The sequence below is a fragment of the Halorhabdus sp. SVX81 genome, assembly GCF_029207715.1.
Classification (GTDB): domain Archaea; phylum Halobacteriota; class Halobacteria; order Halobacteriales; family Haloarculaceae; genus Halorhabdus.
This window is the reverse complement of sequence record NZ_CP104322.1, coordinates 1,306,030-1,323,602: the sequence shown is the minus strand read 5'-3', so window position 1 is coordinate 1,323,602 and position 17,573 is coordinate 1,306,030. Positions and strand designations below refer to the sequence as shown.

Below are 17,573 nucleotides of genomic sequence, written 5' to 3'. Positions count from 1 at the left end.
GATTCCACTCCCGGCTGTGACTTCTCGGACGACGGGGACGTGCACTCGACTGACGGATATTCGAGCAGCACCGGCCGCGAACGACAGACGTTTTATCCGTGGCTGTCCGAACAGTGACACATGACTGACGACAGTGCTGCCCGGTCGACGCGCCGGGCATTTATCGGGGGGCTCGCGGTCACCGGCACGGTTGGCTTGGCCGGCTGTAGCGGGTTGTTCGGTGGGAACACGCTGCCGACGCCAGTCCGTGGCGATCCGGACGCCGACGTGACAGTTGGCGTCTTCAAGGACTACGCCTGTGGCCACTGTGCCGCCTACACGCTCGAACAACTTCCGGCGCTGGAATCGGAGTACATCGAACCCGGGGTTATTCGATACGAGCAATACGATCTGCCGATACCGCTTTCCCAGGAGTCCTGGCGCGCACCGAACGCCGCCCGTGCCGTCCAGGATACGGTCGGTCTGGACGCCTACTGGGAGTTCTCCCACGCGCTGTTCGCAAACCAGGACCGGCTTGGCCTGGGGCTGTACGAGGAACTGGCGAGCGAAGTCGGTGCTGACCCCGAAACCGTTCGGTCCGCGGCCGCCGACCGGAAGTACGACCCGACAGTCAAGGAGAGCAGACAGCACGGCGTCGACCTGGGCGTCGACGCGACGCCGACCATCGTTGTCAACGGAAAGACACTCAAGAGTTATGGGTTCAATACGATCGTCCAAGCGATCGAAGCCGAGCGGTGAGTGTTTCGAAACCGGCTAACCGCTCGATCGAGTTCCTACGCACATGCAGGACGAACCCGAAGTCGTCATTCTCCGCCTTGGCCATCGACCCGGCCGCGACGAACGGATGACGACCCACGTCGGACTCACGGCACGGGCGCTCGGTGCCGACCGGATCATCCTCGAATCAGCGGCCGAGGGTCGGCGTGAGACGATCGAGGACATCACCGACCGGTTCGGTGGCCCTTTCGAGGTCGAAGTCACTGACTCCCCGCTGGGCCGGCTGCGATCCTGGGAGGGATCGATCGTCCACCTCACGATGTACGGCCAGCCAGTCCAGCGCATCGAGGACGAGATCAGGGCGAGCCACCGAAAAGAGCCGCTGCTGGTGGTCGTCGGGGCGGAGAAAGTATCCTTCGAGGTGTACGATCGGGCGGACTGGAACGTCGGCGTCACCAACCAGCCCCACTCCGAGATCGCGGCGCTCTCGGTCTTTCTCGACCGGCTGTTCGACGGGCGCGAACTCGACCGAGAATGGAAAGACGCCGACAAGCGCGTCGTTCCGAAGAAGACGGGCAAGCGAGTCGAAGAGGTCGAGTAGTGGAGTCCTCGGAGCATGAATCGAGTGCGGCTGGCCAGCCGCAGGATCTCGCGCCCATCGTTCGGAGAATTTAAACGAGTCACGTTCCGATGGGTATCTAATGGCTTTTGAGGAATATCTCGAGGACCCCGTGATACAGAAGTACCTCCACGAGCTCGTGGGACCGACGGGCATGCCGGTCGCGGCCGCACCGCCCGATGGCGAGGTCACCGACGAGGAACTCGCCGAGGAACTCGGTCTAGAACTCAACGACGTTCGCCGGGCGCTGTTCATTCTCTACGAGAACGACCTGGCGAGTTACCGCCGGCTCCGTGACGAGGATTCGGGGTGGTTGACGTATCTGTGGACGTTCGAATACGACAACATCCCCGAGCAACTCGAATCGGAGATGCACGACCTCTTTGAAGGTCTCGAGGAACGGCGTGAGTACGAACTCGACCACGAGTTTTACCTGTGTGAGAACTGTGGCATTCGCTTCGAGTTCGCCGACGCGATGGACTACAGCTTCGAGTGTCCGGACTGTGGCTCCTCGCTCGAAGCGATGGAGAACACGGCGCTTATCGACGCGATGAACGAACGGATCGACGAACTCGAAAGCGAACTCAACCTGGATATCGACACCTGATGGTCGTCCTCGCAACCAAATGCTACGTCGACGGCGATGCTCGCGACCGGGCGCTTGATTCACTGGGCTCGCTTCTCGACAACGACCTCGGCGAACTCGACGTCGAATACGACCTCGGGCTCCGCAACGACGATTTCCCGTCGGTGACGGTCACGGGACCGGACGCCGAAGTCGCCCGGAACCTCCTCCGGGAGGAATACGGCGAGATCACCCCCCATCTCGTCCCCGAGGAGACGTACGTCGGGACGCTCGAATCCTGGGATGACGACGGGTTCGTCCTCGATGCCGGTCGTCCCGTCCGGATTCCGGCCGACGAGATCGGACTGGGGCCGGGAACGCCCGAGCAGATTCGGACGCGCTTCGGGCTCGTCCAGCACCTCCCGCTCCGGTTCGTCTGCCTTGCCGATGGGGACGGCGAGACGCCGCCGACAGGGCGACTCGCCGACGACGAACGCGATCGGCTCTACGAGTGGACCCGCGGGACGGGCCGGCTGAACGTCAATAGCGCGACCCGAGCGGAGGTTCGTGCGACGGTCAACCGCGCGGGGCACGCCGAGGACATCGTGACCGTCGAGCGCCTCGGCTTGCTCGAACAGAGTGTCGTCTGCCGTGAGGGAACGGATCCGCCCGGGCTGCTTGCCAGCGTGGGTGAGTATCTCCCCGCGGAACTGCTTGCAGTCGTGCCATGAAGGGTCAAACACGTCTTGTTTTCGGCCTCCTCGGACTGCTCGGCCTGCTCGCGCTAGCAGGCTGTCTCTCGCCAGTCAGCGACGCCGACCTCGCCGAGAACGCGACCTACGACTGGGACACCGACGCCAACGCCACTTACCGACTCTATGGAGGCAACTATACGGCGGTCATCGAGATTCGAAATCAGGACTCGCTGGAGCTATTCCTCGAAGACGGCCTCGGATCTAAAATGGCGATTCCGATTTCGGGACTCAAGTTCCAATACCCAAATGGCACGGTTGGGAATGACTCAGTCTACGAGGTCTCGACGGGCCAATCCGAAGTGGTCCTCGAACCACCCGTCGGGAACGGCACTGTCGCGTTCACCGCTGAGCGGTCCGGGCCGAACTTCCGTACCCGGACGCTCGTCGAGGGGTCACACGAGGTCGCGCTCCCGCCGAACAAACGTGTCGGGTTGCCGGTCGTCTCGCGAGTCGTTCCCGGTGGCTATGAAACCGAGCAGGTCGAGGACCGTGTCGTACTCCAGTGGGACTCACTTGACCGGAACACGATCTCCGTCAAGACCTATCTCGAACGGGACATCCTGCTGTTCGGCGGGCTTGTGGCGCTCGCGGTCGCGGTCGCGGTAATCGGGGTGCTCTACTACCGTCGGGAAATTGCCAAGCTCAGACGCGAGCGAACGGAGCTTGGTCTCGATGTCGAAGACGAGAGCGAGGACGACGATCCGCGGGACCGCGGGCCGCCGCCGGGCATGCGGTAGGGACTGTGATCGAACGTTCAGCCCGGTCTCGTACCCGATGTCCGGAAGCTGCCGGCTACGGGCGGGCGTCATCCCTTTATTCGCCGGGTGCCGAGACGCGATATGCGCGTGGCGCTGATCACCGTCGGTGACGAACTTCTCGCGGGGGATACCGTCAATACGAACGCCGCCTGGCTCGCCGAGCAGTTGACCGACCGTGGCGTCGACGTGGATCGAATCACGGTCGTGCCCGACCGGCGGGCGGACATCGCCGAGACTGTCGACGCGTATCGGACACAGTACGATGCCGTGCTAGTGACGGGCGGGATCGGGCCGACACACGACGACGTCACGATGGACGCCGTCGCCGAGGCGTTCGACGTTGCTCTCGTCGAGGATCAGGCCGCCCTTGACTGGCTCGCCGACCATCGGGATTACGCTCGCGAAGACCTCGCCGACGGGACGGCGGCGATCCCGGCCGGTGCCCGAATGATTCCCAACCACGAGGGGGTCGCACCGGGGTGTGTGCTCGCGAACGTCTACGTCCTCCCGGGCGTCCCGGAAGAGATGAAAGCCATGTTCGGCGTCGTAAACGCGGATTTTGCGGGTGAACAGCAACACGTCGAAGTCATCCACGTCGACGAACCCGAGAGTGCGCTGCTGGATCGGATTGAAACGCTCAGTGAGCGCTTTGACGTAACTGTCGGAAGCTATCCGGGCGAGACCGTCCGCATCAAGATCTCCAGTCCGGATCAAACGGCCGTCGAACGCGCGACGGCGTGGCTCCGCGACCGGGTTGAGCTCTCAGCCACAGAGTGACCGTTAGCGGGCGAGGTAGCGCCACCACGCCAGCGCAAGAACAACACTGCCCAGGCCGACGACCGCACCGGCGACGTTGATCACCGTCGTATCGACCCCCGACGAGAGCGGAGTGAACATATCCAACCGTAGCACCCCGCGGAACTTAAACCATCCCGCCGTTGCAGAACACGCCGGAACCACTCCCGGGTGGGAGTGAGACGGGTGGCGGGGATCGCTGGCGTCATCAACCCGGTCTTTTGAAGTGTCTCAATCGCCTATCGCTCGATAACGAATGAGCGAGGACTTCTATGACGTTCTGGGTGTCTCCCGCGATGCGAGCGAGGAGGAGATCCAGGAAGCCTACCGCGAGAAAGCGCGCGAGTATCATCCGGACGTGAGCGACGATCCTGACGCCGAAGAGAAGTTCAAACAGGCAAAGAAGGCAAAGGAAGTCCTCACCGACGAGGAGAAACGCCAGGCCTACGACCGCATGGGCCACGATCGATTCGAGCAGGCCGAAAAGCGCGGGGGCTTCGACGACCGCGGTGGACGGGGTGGTGCCGGCGGTCAACGTGGGGGCGATCCCTTCGGCGGTGGAGGCTTTGGCAGCGTCGAGGACATCTTCGATCAGTTCTTCGGCGGCGGGGGTGGCGGCGGCCGTCGTCGTGACCGCCCGCGACAGGGCCAGGATCTCAAGACACGCCTCTCGATCGGCCTCGACGAAGCCTACGAGGGCGTCGAAAAGCAGTTCACCGTCACGCGCCCGGAGACCTGTTCTGACTGTGGCGGCGAGGGCCATCCCCCTGATGCCGACTCCCGGACCTGCCCCGAGTGTGAAGGCCGTGGACAGGTCACTCGCGTCCAGCGGACGCCGATGGGCCGCGTCCAGCAGACGACGACCTGTTCGCGATGTGAGGGTGAAGGGACCATCTACGAGGAGACGTGTTCGACGTGTCGCGGTGACGGTGTCGTACGAAACGAGGCGACCCTCAGCGTCGACGTCCCCGCCGGCATTCGCGACGGCCAGTCGCTGCGCATGGAACGGGAAGGCGCACCAGGCGAACACGGCGGTCCAAATGGCGACCTCCTGATCGAAGTCGAGATCGAGGAGCACGATGACTTCGAGCGCGACGGCGACGACCTCCACTACACCGCACCGATCACGTTCCCGCAGGCCGCGCTGGGCGATACGGTGGAGGTGCCGACCTTCGACGGGCCCGTCGAGGTCGACATCCCCGCCGGCACCCAGAGTGGGGAGACGTTCCGCCTGGAAGGCAAGGGCATGCCTCGGCTCCGCCGGCGTGGGCAGGGGGACCTGCTGGTCACCGTCCAGGTCTACACGCCGGAATCGCTCAACGACGAGCAACGCGAGGCACTCGAAGCGTTTGCGGAGGCAAGCGGCGAGGAGATCGACGTCGAACAGGGCTTTTTCGACCGGCTGAAGAGCTCGCTGTAGGGTGGCTGTATCGGTCGCCCGCTCAGTCGACGACGCGCCAGAGATACATCGAGGCGATCGAGCGATACGGCTGCCAGCGCTCGGCGCGGGCGACCATGGCGCTTCGCTCCATCTCGTCATCGAAAACCGTCTGCATCCCCTTCCGGATACCGAGATCCTCAACCGGAAACACGTCTTCACGGCCCAGCGCGAACATACAGAACATCTTCGCGGTCCACGGACCGATCCCGGAGATATCGGTGAGTTCGTCGATGACTGCCTCGTCCGACCGGCCATCGAACGATTCGCGTGAATAGTCGCGTTCGTCGAATGCAATTGCGATATTTTGGATGGTCTCTCCCTTCCGTTCAGAGACGCCCACGTCACGGAGTCCATCGATAGAAGCACTCCGCATTTCGGTCGGCGTCACGTCGAAGTGCTCGTAAAGGCGCTCTTCTATCGCGTCAGCGGCAGCGACTGCGAGTTGTTGCCGGACAACCGAAGTGACCAAACGCTCGAAGGGGTCTTCGGCGGGCTCGATCGAGAGTTCGCCGTGTTCGGCTACGAGCGGGGCCATCGCCGGATCGTCCCGCAGGATGTCGTGTGGATCTGCCATGACCGATGGGCCAAGCCGCCGGATAAAAATACGTCGATCAATCGTCGTCCCGGCAGGGGACGCGCGTCTCGACAGTCGTCCCGTCGTCGATGGGTTCAGCGGGCACGCCTGCGACGGTCGTCTCCGCGTCGACGTCCGACAGGACCGTCGCACCGGCACCGACAGTGGCGTTCTCGCCGATGGTGATGTCACCGATGAGGGAGGCACGGACGCCGATCTTCGCCCCGTCCTCGATGGTCGGGTGGCGCTTCTCCCGGCGCATGGAATTCCCACCGAGCGTGACGCCGTGATACATGAGAACGTCGTCGCCGATCACCGCGGTTTCGCCGATCACGACCCCCATGCCGTGGTCGATGAACAACCGCTCGCCGATCTCGGCTGCCGGGTGGATCTCGACCCCGGTCAAAAACCGTGCGAAATGGGAGATGATGCGCGCTGTCAGGTGGAAATCCCGCTCCCAGAGCGCGTGAGCGATCCGGTAGAGCCAGACTGCATGAAGCCCGGAGTAGGTCAACAGCACTTCCGCTGTGCCTTCGGCCGCCGGGTCCTTCGCCTTGGCCGTTCGTACGTCGTCGAGTAGTTGCTGTAGCATGCGTATCAAAGGGTGGACGGGCTGGGATCTCGGACAGCCCGGGCCGCGGACGCGACGACCGTCCACGGGGAACAAGCCACGGTTACCAACCCTAGTAGACCCACGGGCTTAAATCTATCAGATCGGTTGGGGGTGCTGCCGGTTTCGGGCCTCCCCAAACCGGAGTCCGTCGCAAAGGATCCCGACGGCACCCGAACCGCAACGTCAATCCGATATGATTCATGATCTATAACCAAATTTAACTGTCCGTCAGTCCTACGGCTGAGTGACAGATGATCGATGAAATCGACACGATCGCGGTACTCGGTGCGGGGACGATGGGCCACGGGATCGCCGAGGTCGCCGCGCTCGCCGGATATGGAGTCCGGTTGCGTGACATCAACGAGGAACTTGTCCGAGACGGATACGAACAGATCGACTGGAGCCTCGAGAAGATGGCCGATCGGGAGTACATCACCGAAACGGAGGCCGAGGCCGCCCGCGACCGGATCGACCCGGTCGTCCCGGTCGAGGACGCGGTCACTGACGCGGACATCGTGATCGAGGCCGTCCCCGAAGACAGGGATATCAAGGCGGATGTCTACGGCGAGGTCGACGAGTACGCACCGGATCAGGCCATCTACGCGACGAACACCTCCAGCCTCTCGATCACTGACCTCTCGGAGCTGACCGATCGGCCGGCACAGTTCTGCGGGATGCACTTCTTCAACCCGCCAGTTCGAATGGATCTGGTCGAGGTCATTCGCGGGGCCCACACTGACGACGGGACCCTGGAAACGGTCGATGCACTCGCCGAAGATCTCGGGAAGACACCGGTCCGCGTCCGTAAGGACAGTCCGGGATTCATCGTCAACCGGATCCTCATTCCGATGCTCAACGAGGCCGCCTGGCTGGTCGACGATGGGGTAGCGACGATCGAGGAAGTCGACGCGACCGCGACCGAAAACCTCGGACTGCCGATGGGGGCCTTCGAGTTGAGTGATCAGATCGGCAACGACGTCACGCTACACATCCTCGAATACCTCCAGGATGTCGTGGGCGACGCGTACGAACCCGCACCCATGCTGGAGCAGGCAGTCGACGACGACCGACTCGGTCGCAAGACCGACGTCGGGTTCTACGACTACGACAACGGCGGTGCCGACTACGAGGACGCTGCCGCCCGCGAGGATGTCGAACACCGTCTCCTCGCAGTGATGGCCAACGAGACGGCCACGCTCCTCGACGATGACGTCGCGACGACTGACGCCATCGACCAGGCGATGGGGCTCGGCGCTGGCTTCCCGGAAGGGCCAGTCGCGCTGGCCGAGCAAGCCGGCCTGGAGACGCTCGCCGACGTGCTCGACAGCGCTCACGAGGAAACGGGAGCCGAGCGGTACGTCGCTGCCGAATACCTTCGCCAGGCCGCCGAGGCCGGGAGGTTCGACGCATGAGCGACGCCGACTACGAGACACTTCAGGTCGATATCGCGGACAGGATCGGGCGGGTCACGATCGATCGGCCCGAACGGATGAACGCGATCAGCCCGACGCTCCTCGATGAATTGGCTGACGCGATCGGCGTGCTCGAATCGAACGACGACGTCCGGGTAGTCGTCCTCGCTGGCGCGGGCGATAGAGCGTTCTCAGCGGGCGCGGACCTCTCGGTGATCACCGAGGGCAACGCCGTCGACGTGGCGGAGATCTCCCGGAAAGGCCAGGAAACCTTCGCTACCGTCAAGGAATGCTCGATGCCGGTCATTGCGGCGATCGACGGCTTCTGTTTGGGTGGCGGCATGGAACTGGCGACCCACGCCGACCTCCGGATCGCGACCGAGGACGCTCGCTTTGGCCAGACCGAGCACAACCTCGGATTGATGCCCGGCTGGGGCGGTACCCAGCGCCTCCAGCGGATCGTCGGCGAGGGGCGGGCGAAGGAGATCATCTTCACGGCCGAGCACTTCGACGCGGAAACAATGGCCGACTACGGCTTTCTCAACGAGGTACGCCCCGAAGACGCCTTCGACGACCGCGTCGACGAACTTGCGACCGACCTCGCAGCGGGCCCGCCGATCGCCCAGGAATTGACGAAACGCGCGATGCACAAAGGCCAGGACGACATCGATGCGGGGTTGGAGATCGAATCACGGGCCTTCGGGTTGTTGCGGGACACTGACGACCTGCTGGAGGGGATCGACGCCTTCCAGGCGGACCGCGATCCGGCATTCACCGGCGAGTGATCGGCTCCCGGTCGTTTGGTTCCGTGTCGTCGGTCACGGGTGGGAGTGAACCCGACTCGCTGTTGTGGTGTGTCTTCGGGGACGTGGAGGATGTTGCCAATGTTTATTATTCGACCCGAGACAGGTTAATACATGACCGTTGTCAGCGTCTCGATGCCGGAGGAATTGCTCGAACGCATCGACGAGTTCGCATCCGAACACGGATACACTGGTCGCAGCGAGATCATGCGCGAGGCCGCGCGGAATCTGATGGGCGAGTTCGAAGACCAGCGCCTGGAGGGGCGTGCCCTGATCGCACTGGTGACTGTCCTGTTCAACTACGAGACGACCAGTGTCGAGCAACGCCTGATGTCGTTGCGCCATCGCTACGATTCGCTCGTCACGGCAAACGTCCACAGCCACGTCGGCGACGCCTACTGCATGGAAGTGTTCATCTTGGAAGGACACTTATCGGATATCTCTGACTTCGTCGGTCAGGTCCGTGCGACCCAGGACACGTTGACGGTCGACTATTCGGTCACGCCCGTCGACAGCATTGAAACCGTGATCGGGTCGGCCTAAGTGACGACCGATTTTGGGTGGGGGTATCCAGCGATCAATACTCCCAGAGACGGTCGATCCGATCGCTGATTTCGGGGTGGGTCTTCCGGAGTGCGTCCGGATCTGTCTCGCCGTTTACGTTGATGACGTGAACTTCCCCACGCCGCCCGTCGTAGCGATCCTGAAAGTCGTACACGACGCCGACGACATCGACGTCCGCCGGGACATCGGGGCTGTCACGGAGGAACGCGACCTGGCGGTCGACGTTGTACTCGACGAGGTGGTCGATCGCGGCCGCGCGGTCCAGGGTATCAGGGAGCGCCTCGACACCGGCCTGAAGCAGCGGTTCGAGCAACCCGACGGAGTGATCGATGCCCGGCGGTTCGGAGAGTCCGCCAGTCAGCGCGTCGTAGGTTGCGGTGACCGCACCACAGCCGGTGTGGCCCACCACGACGGCGGTTTCTGTCCCGGTGTGTACGATCGGATAGAGCACGTCACCCGAAACGACGGACTCGCCATCAGCGTGCTGAACGACGCGGTTGCCGATGTTGCTGACAGTGAAAATCGTTCCTGGCTCGTCGTTGTTCCACACGTGATCAGCAAGGACACGTGAGTCCGAACAGGTGACGGTAACTGCTGGTGGCCGTTGGCCGTGTTGAAGGGTGTCAAACCGGTCGTCGAAGGCGACAGCGTGTTCAGTGTTGCCGGCAAGCATGGCGGCGACGACATCGCGCATGTGCGATCAAAACCGTGCCGCCGGTTTAGTGGTTGAGATTTCCCGATCGGGAGGGGCTGCGGGGAGACAGTCGTCGGTCACCGGTATCGCGGCGCTCGCAACGCCGAGTCCGATCGAGCAAGCGAGGGAATTCGGTTGCCCGTCCGGGTAACGTACAAAGGTAAGTGTCTCGCTCGTGGATGCACTGATATGGCTGACGAACCGATCGACGACGTGGACAAGGCGATCCTGTACGCCCTCCAGGAGGACGCCCGGAACATGTCTTCGGGGGACATCGCGGAGCGAACCGGGACCGCCGACAGCACCGTCCGAAAGCGCATCCAGCGCCTCGAATCCGAGGCCGTGATCAAGGATTACAGCGCGCGCGTCGATTACCAGAAATCGGGCTATCCGCTCCGAATGTTGCTCTACTGCACCGCGTCGATCCCCGAACGCGGCGAACTCATCCCGGAGATCCTGGCCATCGACGGCGTCGTCTCCGTCCAGGAGCTCGTCACCGGCGAGCAGAACTTACTCGTTACCGTCGTCGGCGAATCCGACAGCGACATCACGCCCGTCGCCCAGGAACTGCTGGACATGGGACTCACGGTCGCCGACGAGGTACTGGTCCGGACCCACGAAACGACTCCATTTGGCCGGTTCGACCCTGATACGTCGACCGCAGACGACTCCTGAGCGACGTCTTCGACGTTCTCGGCGTCCACCCCTCGTCCCCCGCCCCGAATACGTCGCGCTAGTTGTCCGCCGTCAGTGGATCCCTCCGGAGCGTACGCCATAAACATAATGTTCTATTATATGGTATGACACGAACAGATTGTGACTATAATAAGAGTTAACACCCAATCTGTTCTCGTATGGGTGTAGATGCGACCGTATCCGGACAGTGGCTGCGTTTAGTCGCCGAGAGCGGTCGTGAGGAACCAACGATGGCAGGACGCACTTCGAAACCGACGGTCGGAGCGCTCCCGGACGCGACGGCGAAGACAGCCATCGCGTCCGTCGTATTGACGTGGCTCGCGTGGTCGTTGTTCGCCGCGAGCGTTGCCGCCCTCCTCGGACGAATCCGATTCGGACTGACGTGGGAGATCCCAGGAGTGGTCGCGGTCGACGGGTTGACCGTCCTGCTGTGGGTGGTCGTGACGTTCTTCAGCGGGATCGTCCACAGTTACTCGCGTCGATACATGGCGGGCAGCGCCCACGAAACGTCATTTTTCGCCGCCGTGTTCGGATTCACGGTGATCGTGATGGCGCTGGTCGCCGCCGACCACCTCGCGCTGTTCTGGGTGCTCTGGCTCGCGATGGGGCTTGTTATGGCAGCCCTCGTCGGAACCGTCGAGGACTGGACACAGGCACAGGCGGCCGCGACCGTCGCCCGCCGGTACTTCCTCGGGAGTAGCGCGCTCCTCGGAATCGGGCTCGCGACGCTGTGGTGGGCGACAGGTGCGGAGACCGTCTCGGGCGTCGCCGCGGCTGCCGAGGGACTGGCCGGTCCTGTGTGGCTGGTCGGGGCCGGGGCACTCGTCCTGGCGGCGATGATCCAGTCCGCCCTGCTCCCGTTTCACACCTGGCTACTGGCCTCGATGACTGCGCCCACGCCGGCCTCGGCGCTGATGCACGCCGGGTTCGTCAACGCCGGCGGCATCCTGTTGACTCGATTCGCGCCGGTCGTCACCGTCGAGCCGACGTTCATGCTCGCGATCGTCGTTCTCGGTGCGGTCAGCGCGCTCGGCGGGAAGTTCCTCAAGACCGTCCAGCCGGACGTCAAGAGCAGGCTGGCCTGTTCGACGGTCGGACAGATGGGTTTCATGATCATGCAGGCCGGCCTGGGGTTCTTCGGGGCCGCGATCACCCACCTCGTCCTCCACGGGTTCTACAAGGCCCATCACTTCCTGAGTGCGGGCGCGGAAGTCGAACAGACGGCTCCGGGCGGCGAGTCCCGCGACCTGGGCGTCGTCGGCCTCGGCGTCACGCTCCTGACTGGGGTCGCAGGAGGCGCGGTGTTCGCGCTGCTGACGGGCAAGGGCCTCCATTTCGACAGCGGACTCGTGCTCGCGTTGATCGTGGTCCTCACGACGCTGCAGGCGGCCCGAGCCGTGGTCGTCCGGACATCGCTGCCGGCGACAGTCCGCTACGGCGCGGTTCCAGTCGTCTTCCTCCCGGCAATCACCGGCTACGCGCTCGTCTACTCGGCCGTCTCGACGCTCCTCGGCGACCTGCCGGTCCTCGCGGCACCGACTGAATTGACCGTCGTCCACGGCGTCGTCGTCGCCGGATTCCTCCTCGCGTACGCTGGCGTGGAGTCGGGTGTCTACGAGCGCAGCCAGCGTCTCTACGTCGCGCTCGTGAACGCGAGTCAGCCGCCGACCGACACCCTCCTGACCGACAGAGGTGACTACAATGAGCAGTGATACCACGATCGAAGACAGCATCGACAAGGCCGCGAGTACCGTGGGTAGCGCGTGGCCGATCCACTCGTTCGTGACGGCCAACCCCCTCTCGGGATTCGAGGACGTGCCGTTCGAGGAAGCCGTCCGACAGGCACGCGATCTGCTGGGTGGGCGCGGGTACCCGTCCCCGGAGACGTTCCGGTCGGCGCTCGCAGACGGGCGGATCGACCGCGAGGTCCTCGCCGCGGAACTCGCGGATCGGGGCTACGACGCCGAGCCCGAAAGGCTGCTTGCACAGCTGGACGTCGACGCCGAGTCAGACACGGTCAAGACGGATCGAGACCGCGTCGATCACGTCCTGACGAAGTGGCTGTCGGCGTTTCTCGATACGGGACAGGCGACGTGGTCGATGCCCAACCGCGAGGACGGGTTCTACGCCGCCTTCCGTCAGATGGCCGACCACGACGGACAGATCCCCGAGCGCGGCGTCGTTACCGATCTTCCATCGGACCCGATCAACACCGTCGAGACTGTCATGGAGTCGTCGCCGGAGAGCCAGTGGGTGCCGATCCTCGAGGAACAACTGGCTGCCCTGCCCGGCTGGACCGGCTTCATCAAGCAACGTGCCAGGGACGGGAGCGCCTGGCAGTCGAAAGCGCCGATCACGCTGACCGGCTATCTGGCGGCCCGTTTCGCGCTGCTCGAGGCGTTCGACGTCGACATCCACCCCCAGAACTCGGCCACTACGAGGACCGAGACGGCTACGGACATCGCCCCGGCGTTCCTGACCGCGTGGGAGCGCAGCTACCGGAACGAACTCCTCGACCGTGTCGTCGCCGAAAGCGAGTCCGTCGCGGAATCCGAGCCCGCCGGTCGCCCGGACGCCCAACTGGTGTTCTGTATCGACACGCGGTCGGAGGTGATCCGCCGCCACGTCGAGGCGACCGGGAACTACGAGACCCACGGTTACGCCGGCTTCTTCGGCGTCCCGATGGAGTACCAGGCTTACGACGCCGAGGTGTCGGTCGACGCCGCTCCCCCCATCGTCGATCCGGAACACCGGATCACCGAGATGCCGACCGGCGAGGACGCCAGAACGAGTCACGACCGCTGGTCGGCGATCCGTGAAGCTGCCGGTGAGGCGATCGAAACGTTGACAGCGAACCCGGCGACGGCTTTCGGGTTCGTCGAGCAGTCGGGCGGCGGCTATGGGCTGGCGCTCGCAGCACGGACCCTTCTGCCTCGTCACCTTCAGGGGCTGTTCGACGCCGCGGATGACATGATTCCCGACGCTCACGAGTTCAGCGAGCCACTCCTCGACCACCAGCACACCTACGCCGGGGACCTCCCGGTCGGGTTGACTCACGAGGAGCAAGTCGAATACGCCGAGACCGCCTTTGAGTTGATGGGTATCGAGGCGTTCGGCCGCCTGGTCGTCTTCGTCGGCCACGCCAGCGAGACGACGAACAACCCCTTCGATTCGAGCCTGGACTGTGGGGCCTGTGCCGGCAACCCCGGGGGCCCGAACGCGCGCGTCCTCGCGGCCATCTGTAACGATTCCGCGGTCAGGACGGCCCTGGCCGACCGCGGTATCGATATCCCAGGCGACACCGTCTTCCTCGCCGGCGAACACAACACCACGACCGACGAGGTCGAACTCTTCGACGACGAGGTTCCCGAGACCCACACCGCGGACCTCGAAAAGCTCCGTGCGGACCTCTCGGTGGCTCGGGAGAACGCCGCTTCCGAACGCGCCGCGGCGATGAGGACAGACGACTCGGCTGGCGTCCGGGAGATCGAACGCCGCGCTGGCGACTGGGCCGAGACGCGCCCGGAGTGGGGGCTGGCCGGTAACGCCGGGTTCGTGATCGGGCCCCGCGAGTTGACGAGCGACCTCGACCTCGACGGACGCGCGTTCTTACACTCCTATGACTACACGACCGATCCCGACGGTGACGCGCTTGCGTCGATCTTCACGGGCCCGCTGGTCGTCACACAGTGGATCAACGCCCAGTACTACTTCTCGACGGTCGATACCGCTGTCTACGGAAGCGGCTCGAAGATCACACAGAATCCGGTCGGTAACGTCGGCGTCTACCAGGGCAACGGCGGTGACCTGCTGACCGGGCTCCCGTTGCAATCGCTGAAAGCGAGCGTCGACCAGCCCTACCACCAGCCGTTGCGGCTCTCGGTCGCCGTTCACGCGCCCGTCGAGCGTGTCACCGACGTGCTGGCCAACAACCCGACGGTGACCGAACTGCTCGACAACGACTGGCTCTCGCTGTCAGTCGTCGATCCCACGCAGGACCATCGCCGCTTCCACTACGAGGCGAACCTCGAGTGGCGCGCGGTCTCGGACCGTGCCGAACCGACTCCCGAGACACCCAACGCGCCCGCTGTCGCGGACGATTGAGACGGTCCGTGCGTCGCCACTGGCGCCGGTCGGGCCACGCCATTCAATACCACCGCCGACCAAGCCGACGACGTGAGCGACGATGTACCGACACGGTACGACAGACTCGATCGACACCCGGTCGACGGGTCCAGAAACTCGTTGCGCCACTGGATCCGGACCCGGAATCCGCTCTGGATGCTCGTCGTGCCGGCGATCATCTGGGCGCTCGGACTGGTGCCAAGCGTCCGGCTGAAAAACGTCGTCTTGCGGTTGCTCGGGGCGTCCGTCGGCGAGGGGGTCGCGCTGGCGTTCGGCGCGACGCCCGACATGCTCTGGCCCGATCTCCTGGAAATTGAGGACGACGCCATCGTGGGGTACGACGCGACACTCTTGACTCACGAGTATCTCCAGGACGAGTATCGGACTGGTGAGGTCGTGATCGGCGAGCGAGCCATGATCGGGGCCGGTGCGATCGTCCTCCCCGGAGTCCATATCGGTGCTGACGCCCAAGTGGCAGCCAACTCGCTGGTCACCGAAGACGTTCCCTCGGGGGCGACTGTCGCGGGTGTCCCGGCGGAGGTTCTCACTCGACAAAACGATGGGGACTCGGCGGGCGATGATCCGTCAGCGGAATCGGGTGACGCCTGATTCGAAAACACGCTGATTGGGAACGATAAACTCGGCGTCGTCGTTCTCGATGTGTGTGACAAAGATGTCGATCTCCTGAACGACGCCCCGTCGATCCCCGATTTCGACTTCGTCGCCGATACAGTACGGTTCCGAGAGCAGGAGATAGAAGCCTGCCGCACCCGCTGCGAGCAGATGTTTGAAGGCCAGTCCGCCCAGGAACAGCACGCCGAAGACGTAGACGCCCAACAGCACGAGCAACGCCGTCGTCGCGACACCGAGTTGCCCCAATGCGACCAAGGCGGCTACGTAGAAGATACTGTACTTGACGGCGGGCGCGAGCACGGAAACTTGTGGGAGCTTGATACTCCGCAGCCGTTCACTGACGGCCAACGACGCCTTGTCACCTAAAATAAGTCCGACGATGATCGCGAGCGCAGCGATGAACAATTGCGAAAGATACGCGCTGAATTCGGTCCAGAACTGGGAGGGATAGTTGACCTGGGCCGTCTGGACTGCGATGAAGATCGCCAGCGCATAGACGAAGATCGCGGCGAGTTGGGCGACAAGTCCGACCGTGGAAAACCCGACATTCTGGAGCGTTCGCTCGAAAAACGTCCCTTCGACGGCCTCGGGAACCCCAGCCTGTTCGAGAATCGAACGCGTCATGCGCCAGACCAGATAGCTCAGGACCGCGCCGATAAACAGGACGATGATGGCGACGACGACCGCGGTCTCCTCTGAAAACAGGGTCCGCAGGACATCGGGGATGGCCACCATCAGTATTCCTCCGGATCGAGTTCGAGAATCAGCTCACCGCCTTTGAATGCCCGTACCAGCCCGTCACTTTCGCTGAGCACGATCGCCGTCGCGTTCGTGTCACGCGTGACCGCGCCCGCGGCCATGTGGCGGGCCCCGAGTCCTTTCGGAATGTCGACGCCCTCGGCAGAGGGTTCGAGATAGCGGTAGGCGGAGACGATCTTCCCGGAGTCGGAGATCACGAACGCGCCGTCGAGACGCGAGAACTCCTTGAGCATCACGTTCACGATCGGATCACCGACGTGGACGTGGGATTTCTCGAAGGGGTTGTAGCTCAGCGGGCGGGACTTGTTCATCACCTTGCCGGCGTCGCCGACGACGAACAGCGCGCCGACAGGCTTGCCCTTCTGGCCTTTCTTCCCGAGCTCTACGGCGACCTCCAGCACGTTCCGGATGACGCCCGGTTCGGCCCGGGAATTGACGAACAGATCGTAAACGCCGGATTCCGTGAACTCGCCGGCGCGGACACGGATGGCGGTGTCAAGCTCGTCGGCGTAGGTCCGCCCGAGACAGAGAATGTCGTCGGTCTCGACGACGTAGTCCTTTTCGAGTGCGCCTTCGACGCCGAACCGGATTCGGTCACCGATCGCCGTGAAATCCAGCGGCAACTCGACGAACCGTTCCGCGCCAGGGCCGTTGTCCGCCCCAACGACGACGACCGTCTGCTCGTCGGAAAATTCCTCGTAGAGGCTATCACTCGGCGCAAACAGAAAGACGGCGTCGATATCCGCCGTCAACCGTCCCAGCACATCGTCGATCTGACTCATTGTCCTATTTTCGATCGGACACGAAAAAAGGGTTGCGGGCGCTCGAGGACTCGTGTGCAAGAACGGACGACCCGAAGTGGCGACGCCGCTGAAACCCCTCGGCTGTTCCGATCCCGGACACGCCCGTTGGGTACGTCCGGACTCAGGTGAGTCGTCCGGGAGAGTGGTACGCTGGATGGCCCTTTCTGCAAACTGCCATGAATACATAGACAATTATTAAGTACAAACGACTGGAACGATTAGCCTGAGCAGGCCGATGATCGACGAA

The 17,573-nt window shown here is 63.6% G+C and carries 17 protein-coding genes and 1 pseudogene; 13 read left to right on the top strand and 5 right to left on the bottom strand.

The window, feature by feature from the left end:
- Window positions 1-120: 120 nt before the first annotated feature.
- The 7 genes from SVXhr_RS06540 to dnaJ all read left to right on the top strand — a co-directional run bounded on the left by SVXhr_RS06540 (window position 121) and on the right by dnaJ (window position 5,629).
- Window positions 121-738 (top strand): thioredoxin domain-containing protein, encoded by a 618-nt coding sequence (locus SVXhr_RS06540; protein WP_275740546.1) that lies wholly within the window; start codon window positions 121-123, stop codon window positions 736-738.
- Window positions 739-781: 43 nt separating this feature from the next.
- A complete protein-coding gene (locus tag SVXhr_RS06535) occupies window positions 782-1,318 on the top strand; it encodes a tRNA (cytidine(56)-2'-O)-methyltransferase (protein ID WP_275740545.1) in 537 nt (178 codons plus the stop codon).
- A 100-nt stretch (window positions 1,319-1,418) separates the two neighbouring features.
- Window positions 1,419-1,943, top strand: coding sequence for a transcription factor E (tfe, locus tag SVXhr_RS06530; protein WP_275740543.1), 525 nt, complete (start codon window positions 1,419-1,421; stop codon window positions 1,941-1,943).
- Window positions 1,943-2,632: a DUF2110 family protein gene (locus tag SVXhr_RS06525; protein ID WP_275740541.1), complete on the top strand. Its 690-nt coding sequence runs from the start codon at window positions 1,943-1,945 to the stop codon at window positions 2,630-2,632. The genes tfe and SVXhr_RS06525 overlap by 1 nt, the downstream gene beginning before the upstream one ends.
- Entirely contained in the window at window positions 2,629-3,393 is a 765-nt protein-coding gene (locus SVXhr_RS06520; protein ID WP_275740539.1) for a DUF5803 family protein, read from the top strand. The genes SVXhr_RS06525 and SVXhr_RS06520 overlap by 4 nt, the downstream gene beginning before the upstream one ends.
- Window positions 3,394-3,495: 102 nt before the next feature.
- Window positions 3,496-4,191: a molybdopterin-binding protein gene (locus tag SVXhr_RS06515; RefSeq protein WP_275740537.1), complete on the top strand. Its 696-nt coding sequence runs from the start codon at window positions 3,496-3,498 to the stop codon at window positions 4,189-4,191.
- A gap of 274 nt (window positions 4,192-4,465) precedes the next feature.
- A complete protein-coding gene (dnaJ, locus tag SVXhr_RS06510) occupies window positions 4,466-5,629 on the top strand; it encodes a molecular chaperone DnaJ (protein ID WP_275740535.1) in 1,164 nt (387 codons plus the stop codon).
- A 22-nt stretch (window positions 5,630-5,651) separates the two neighbouring features.
- On the opposite strand, the gene SVXhr_RS06505 is transcribed toward dnaJ, so the two are convergent.
- Together SVXhr_RS06505 and cysE are read right to left on the bottom strand one after the other, a co-directional pair.
- Entirely contained in the window at window positions 5,652-6,224 is a 573-nt protein-coding gene (locus SVXhr_RS06505) for a DNA-3-methyladenine glycosylase 2 family protein (protein ID WP_275740534.1), read from the bottom strand.
- A gap of 37 nt (window positions 6,225-6,261) precedes the next feature.
- Window positions 6,262-6,816: a serine O-acetyltransferase gene (gene cysE / locus SVXhr_RS06500; protein WP_275740532.1), complete on the bottom strand. Its 555-nt coding sequence runs from the start codon at window positions 6,814-6,816 to the stop codon at window positions 6,262-6,264.
- Window positions 6,817-7,088: 272 nt separating this feature from the next.
- Between cysE and SVXhr_RS06495 the strand changes: the two are divergent.
- Window positions 7,089-9,034 (top strand): annotated as a pseudogene (locus SVXhr_RS06495) (3-hydroxyacyl-CoA dehydrogenase NAD-binding domain-containing protein).
- Window positions 9,035-9,166: 132 nt separating this feature from the next.
- On the top strand, window positions 9,167-9,595 hold the full coding sequence (locus SVXhr_RS06490) for a CopG family ribbon-helix-helix protein (protein ID WP_275740530.1): 429 nt from the start codon (window positions 9,167-9,169) through the stop codon (window positions 9,593-9,595).
- A 34-nt stretch (window positions 9,596-9,629) separates the two neighbouring features.
- Here SVXhr_RS06490 and SVXhr_RS06485 read toward each other — a convergent pair whose 3' ends face one another.
- A complete protein-coding gene (locus tag SVXhr_RS06485) occupies window positions 9,630-10,310 on the bottom strand; it encodes a carbonic anhydrase (protein WP_275740528.1) in 681 nt (226 codons plus the stop codon).
- A 189-nt stretch (window positions 10,311-10,499) separates the two neighbouring features.
- Between SVXhr_RS06485 and SVXhr_RS06480 the strand changes: the two genes are divergently transcribed.
- The 4 genes from SVXhr_RS06480 (at window position 10,500) to SVXhr_RS06465 (ending at window position 15,740) form a co-directional block, all read left to right on the top strand.
- On the top strand, window positions 10,500-10,985 hold the full coding sequence (locus SVXhr_RS06480; RefSeq protein ID WP_275740526.1) for an AsnC family transcriptional regulator: 486 nt from the start codon (window positions 10,500-10,502) through the stop codon (window positions 10,983-10,985).
- A gap of 251 nt (window positions 10,986-11,236) precedes the next feature.
- On the top strand, window positions 11,237-12,718 hold the full coding sequence (locus tag SVXhr_RS06475) for a proton-conducting transporter membrane subunit (protein WP_275740524.1): 1,482 nt from the start codon (window positions 11,237-11,239) through the stop codon (window positions 12,716-12,718).
- Window positions 12,708-15,110, top strand: a complete 2,403-nt coding sequence (locus SVXhr_RS06470) for a DUF2309 domain-containing protein (RefSeq protein WP_275740522.1) — start codon at window positions 12,708-12,710, stop codon at window positions 15,108-15,110. Before SVXhr_RS06475 ends, SVXhr_RS06470 begins: the two co-directional genes overlap by 11 nt.
- 72 nt (window positions 15,111-15,182) lie before the next feature.
- The gene (locus tag SVXhr_RS06465; RefSeq protein WP_275740520.1) at window positions 15,183-15,740 is read left to right on the top strand and encodes an acyltransferase; all 558 of its coding nucleotides are present in this window, start codon (window positions 15,183-15,185) and stop codon (window positions 15,738-15,740) included.
- Here SVXhr_RS06465 and SVXhr_RS06460 read toward each other — a convergent pair.
- Both SVXhr_RS06460 and dacZ read right to left on the bottom strand, forming a co-directional pair.
- On the bottom strand, window positions 15,717-16,499 hold the full coding sequence (locus SVXhr_RS06460) for a mechanosensitive ion channel domain-containing protein (protein WP_275740518.1): 783 nt from the start codon (window positions 16,497-16,499) through the stop codon (window positions 15,717-15,719). The genes SVXhr_RS06465 and SVXhr_RS06460 overlap by 24 nt on opposite strands.
- Window positions 16,499-17,305, bottom strand: a complete 807-nt coding sequence (dacZ, locus tag SVXhr_RS06455) for a diadenylate cyclase DacZ (RefSeq protein WP_275740516.1) — start codon at window positions 17,303-17,305, stop codon at window positions 16,499-16,501. Before dacZ ends, SVXhr_RS06460 begins: the two co-directional genes overlap by 1 nt.
- Between the last annotated feature and the right edge of the window lie 268 nt (window positions 17,306-17,573).

Bases quoted from the DNA above. Each gene is read 5' to 3' on its own strand.
- SVXhr_RS06470 (WP_275740522.1), top strand. From the start codon at position 12,708: ATGAGCAGTGATACCACGATCGAAGACAGCATCGACAAGGCCGCGAGT.
- SVXhr_RS06535 (WP_275740545.1), top strand. From the start codon at position 782: ATGCAGGACGAACCCGAAGTCGTCATTCTCCGCCTTGGCCATCGACCC.
- SVXhr_RS06475 (WP_275740524.1), top strand. From the start codon at position 11,237: ATGGCAGGACGCACTTCGAAACCGACGGTCGGAGCGCTCCCGGACGCG.
- SVXhr_RS06540 (WP_275740546.1), top strand. From the start codon at position 121: ATGACTGACGACAGTGCTGCCCGGTCGACGCGCCGGGCATTTATCGGG.
- tfe (WP_275740543.1), top strand. From the start codon at position 1,419: ATGGCTTTTGAGGAATATCTCGAGGACCCCGTGATACAGAAGTACCTC.
- SVXhr_RS06525 (WP_275740541.1), top strand. From the start codon at position 1,943: ATGGTCGTCCTCGCAACCAAATGCTACGTCGACGGCGATGCTCGCGAC.
- SVXhr_RS06520 (WP_275740539.1), top strand. From the start codon at position 2,629: ATGAAGGGTCAAACACGTCTTGTTTTCGGCCTCCTCGGACTGCTCGGC.
- SVXhr_RS06505 (WP_275740534.1), bottom strand. From the start codon at position 6,224: ATGGCAGATCCACACGACATCCTGCGGGACGATCCGGCGATGGCCCCG.
- dnaJ (WP_275740535.1), top strand. From the start codon at position 4,466: ATGAGCGAGGACTTCTATGACGTTCTGGGTGTCTCCCGCGATGCGAGC.
- SVXhr_RS06515 (WP_275740537.1), top strand. From the start codon at position 3,496: ATGCGCGTGGCGCTGATCACCGTCGGTGACGAACTTCTCGCGGGGGAT.
- cysE (WP_275740532.1), bottom strand. From the start codon at position 6,816: ATGCTACAGCAACTACTCGACGACGTACGAACGGCCAAGGCGAAGGAC.
- SVXhr_RS06460 (WP_275740518.1), bottom strand. From the start codon at position 16,499: ATGGTGGCCATCCCCGATGTCCTGCGGACCCTGTTTTCAGAGGAGACC.
- SVXhr_RS06485 (WP_275740528.1), bottom strand. From the start codon at position 10,310: ATGCGCGATGTCGTCGCCGCCATGCTTGCCGGCAACACTGAACACGCT.
- SVXhr_RS06490 (WP_275740530.1), top strand. From the start codon at position 9,167: ATGACCGTTGTCAGCGTCTCGATGCCGGAGGAATTGCTCGAACGCATC.
- SVXhr_RS06480 (WP_275740526.1), top strand. From the start codon at position 10,500: ATGGCTGACGAACCGATCGACGACGTGGACAAGGCGATCCTGTACGCC.
- dacZ (WP_275740516.1), bottom strand. From the start codon at position 17,305: ATGAGTCAGATCGACGATGTGCTGGGACGGTTGACGGCGGATATCGAC.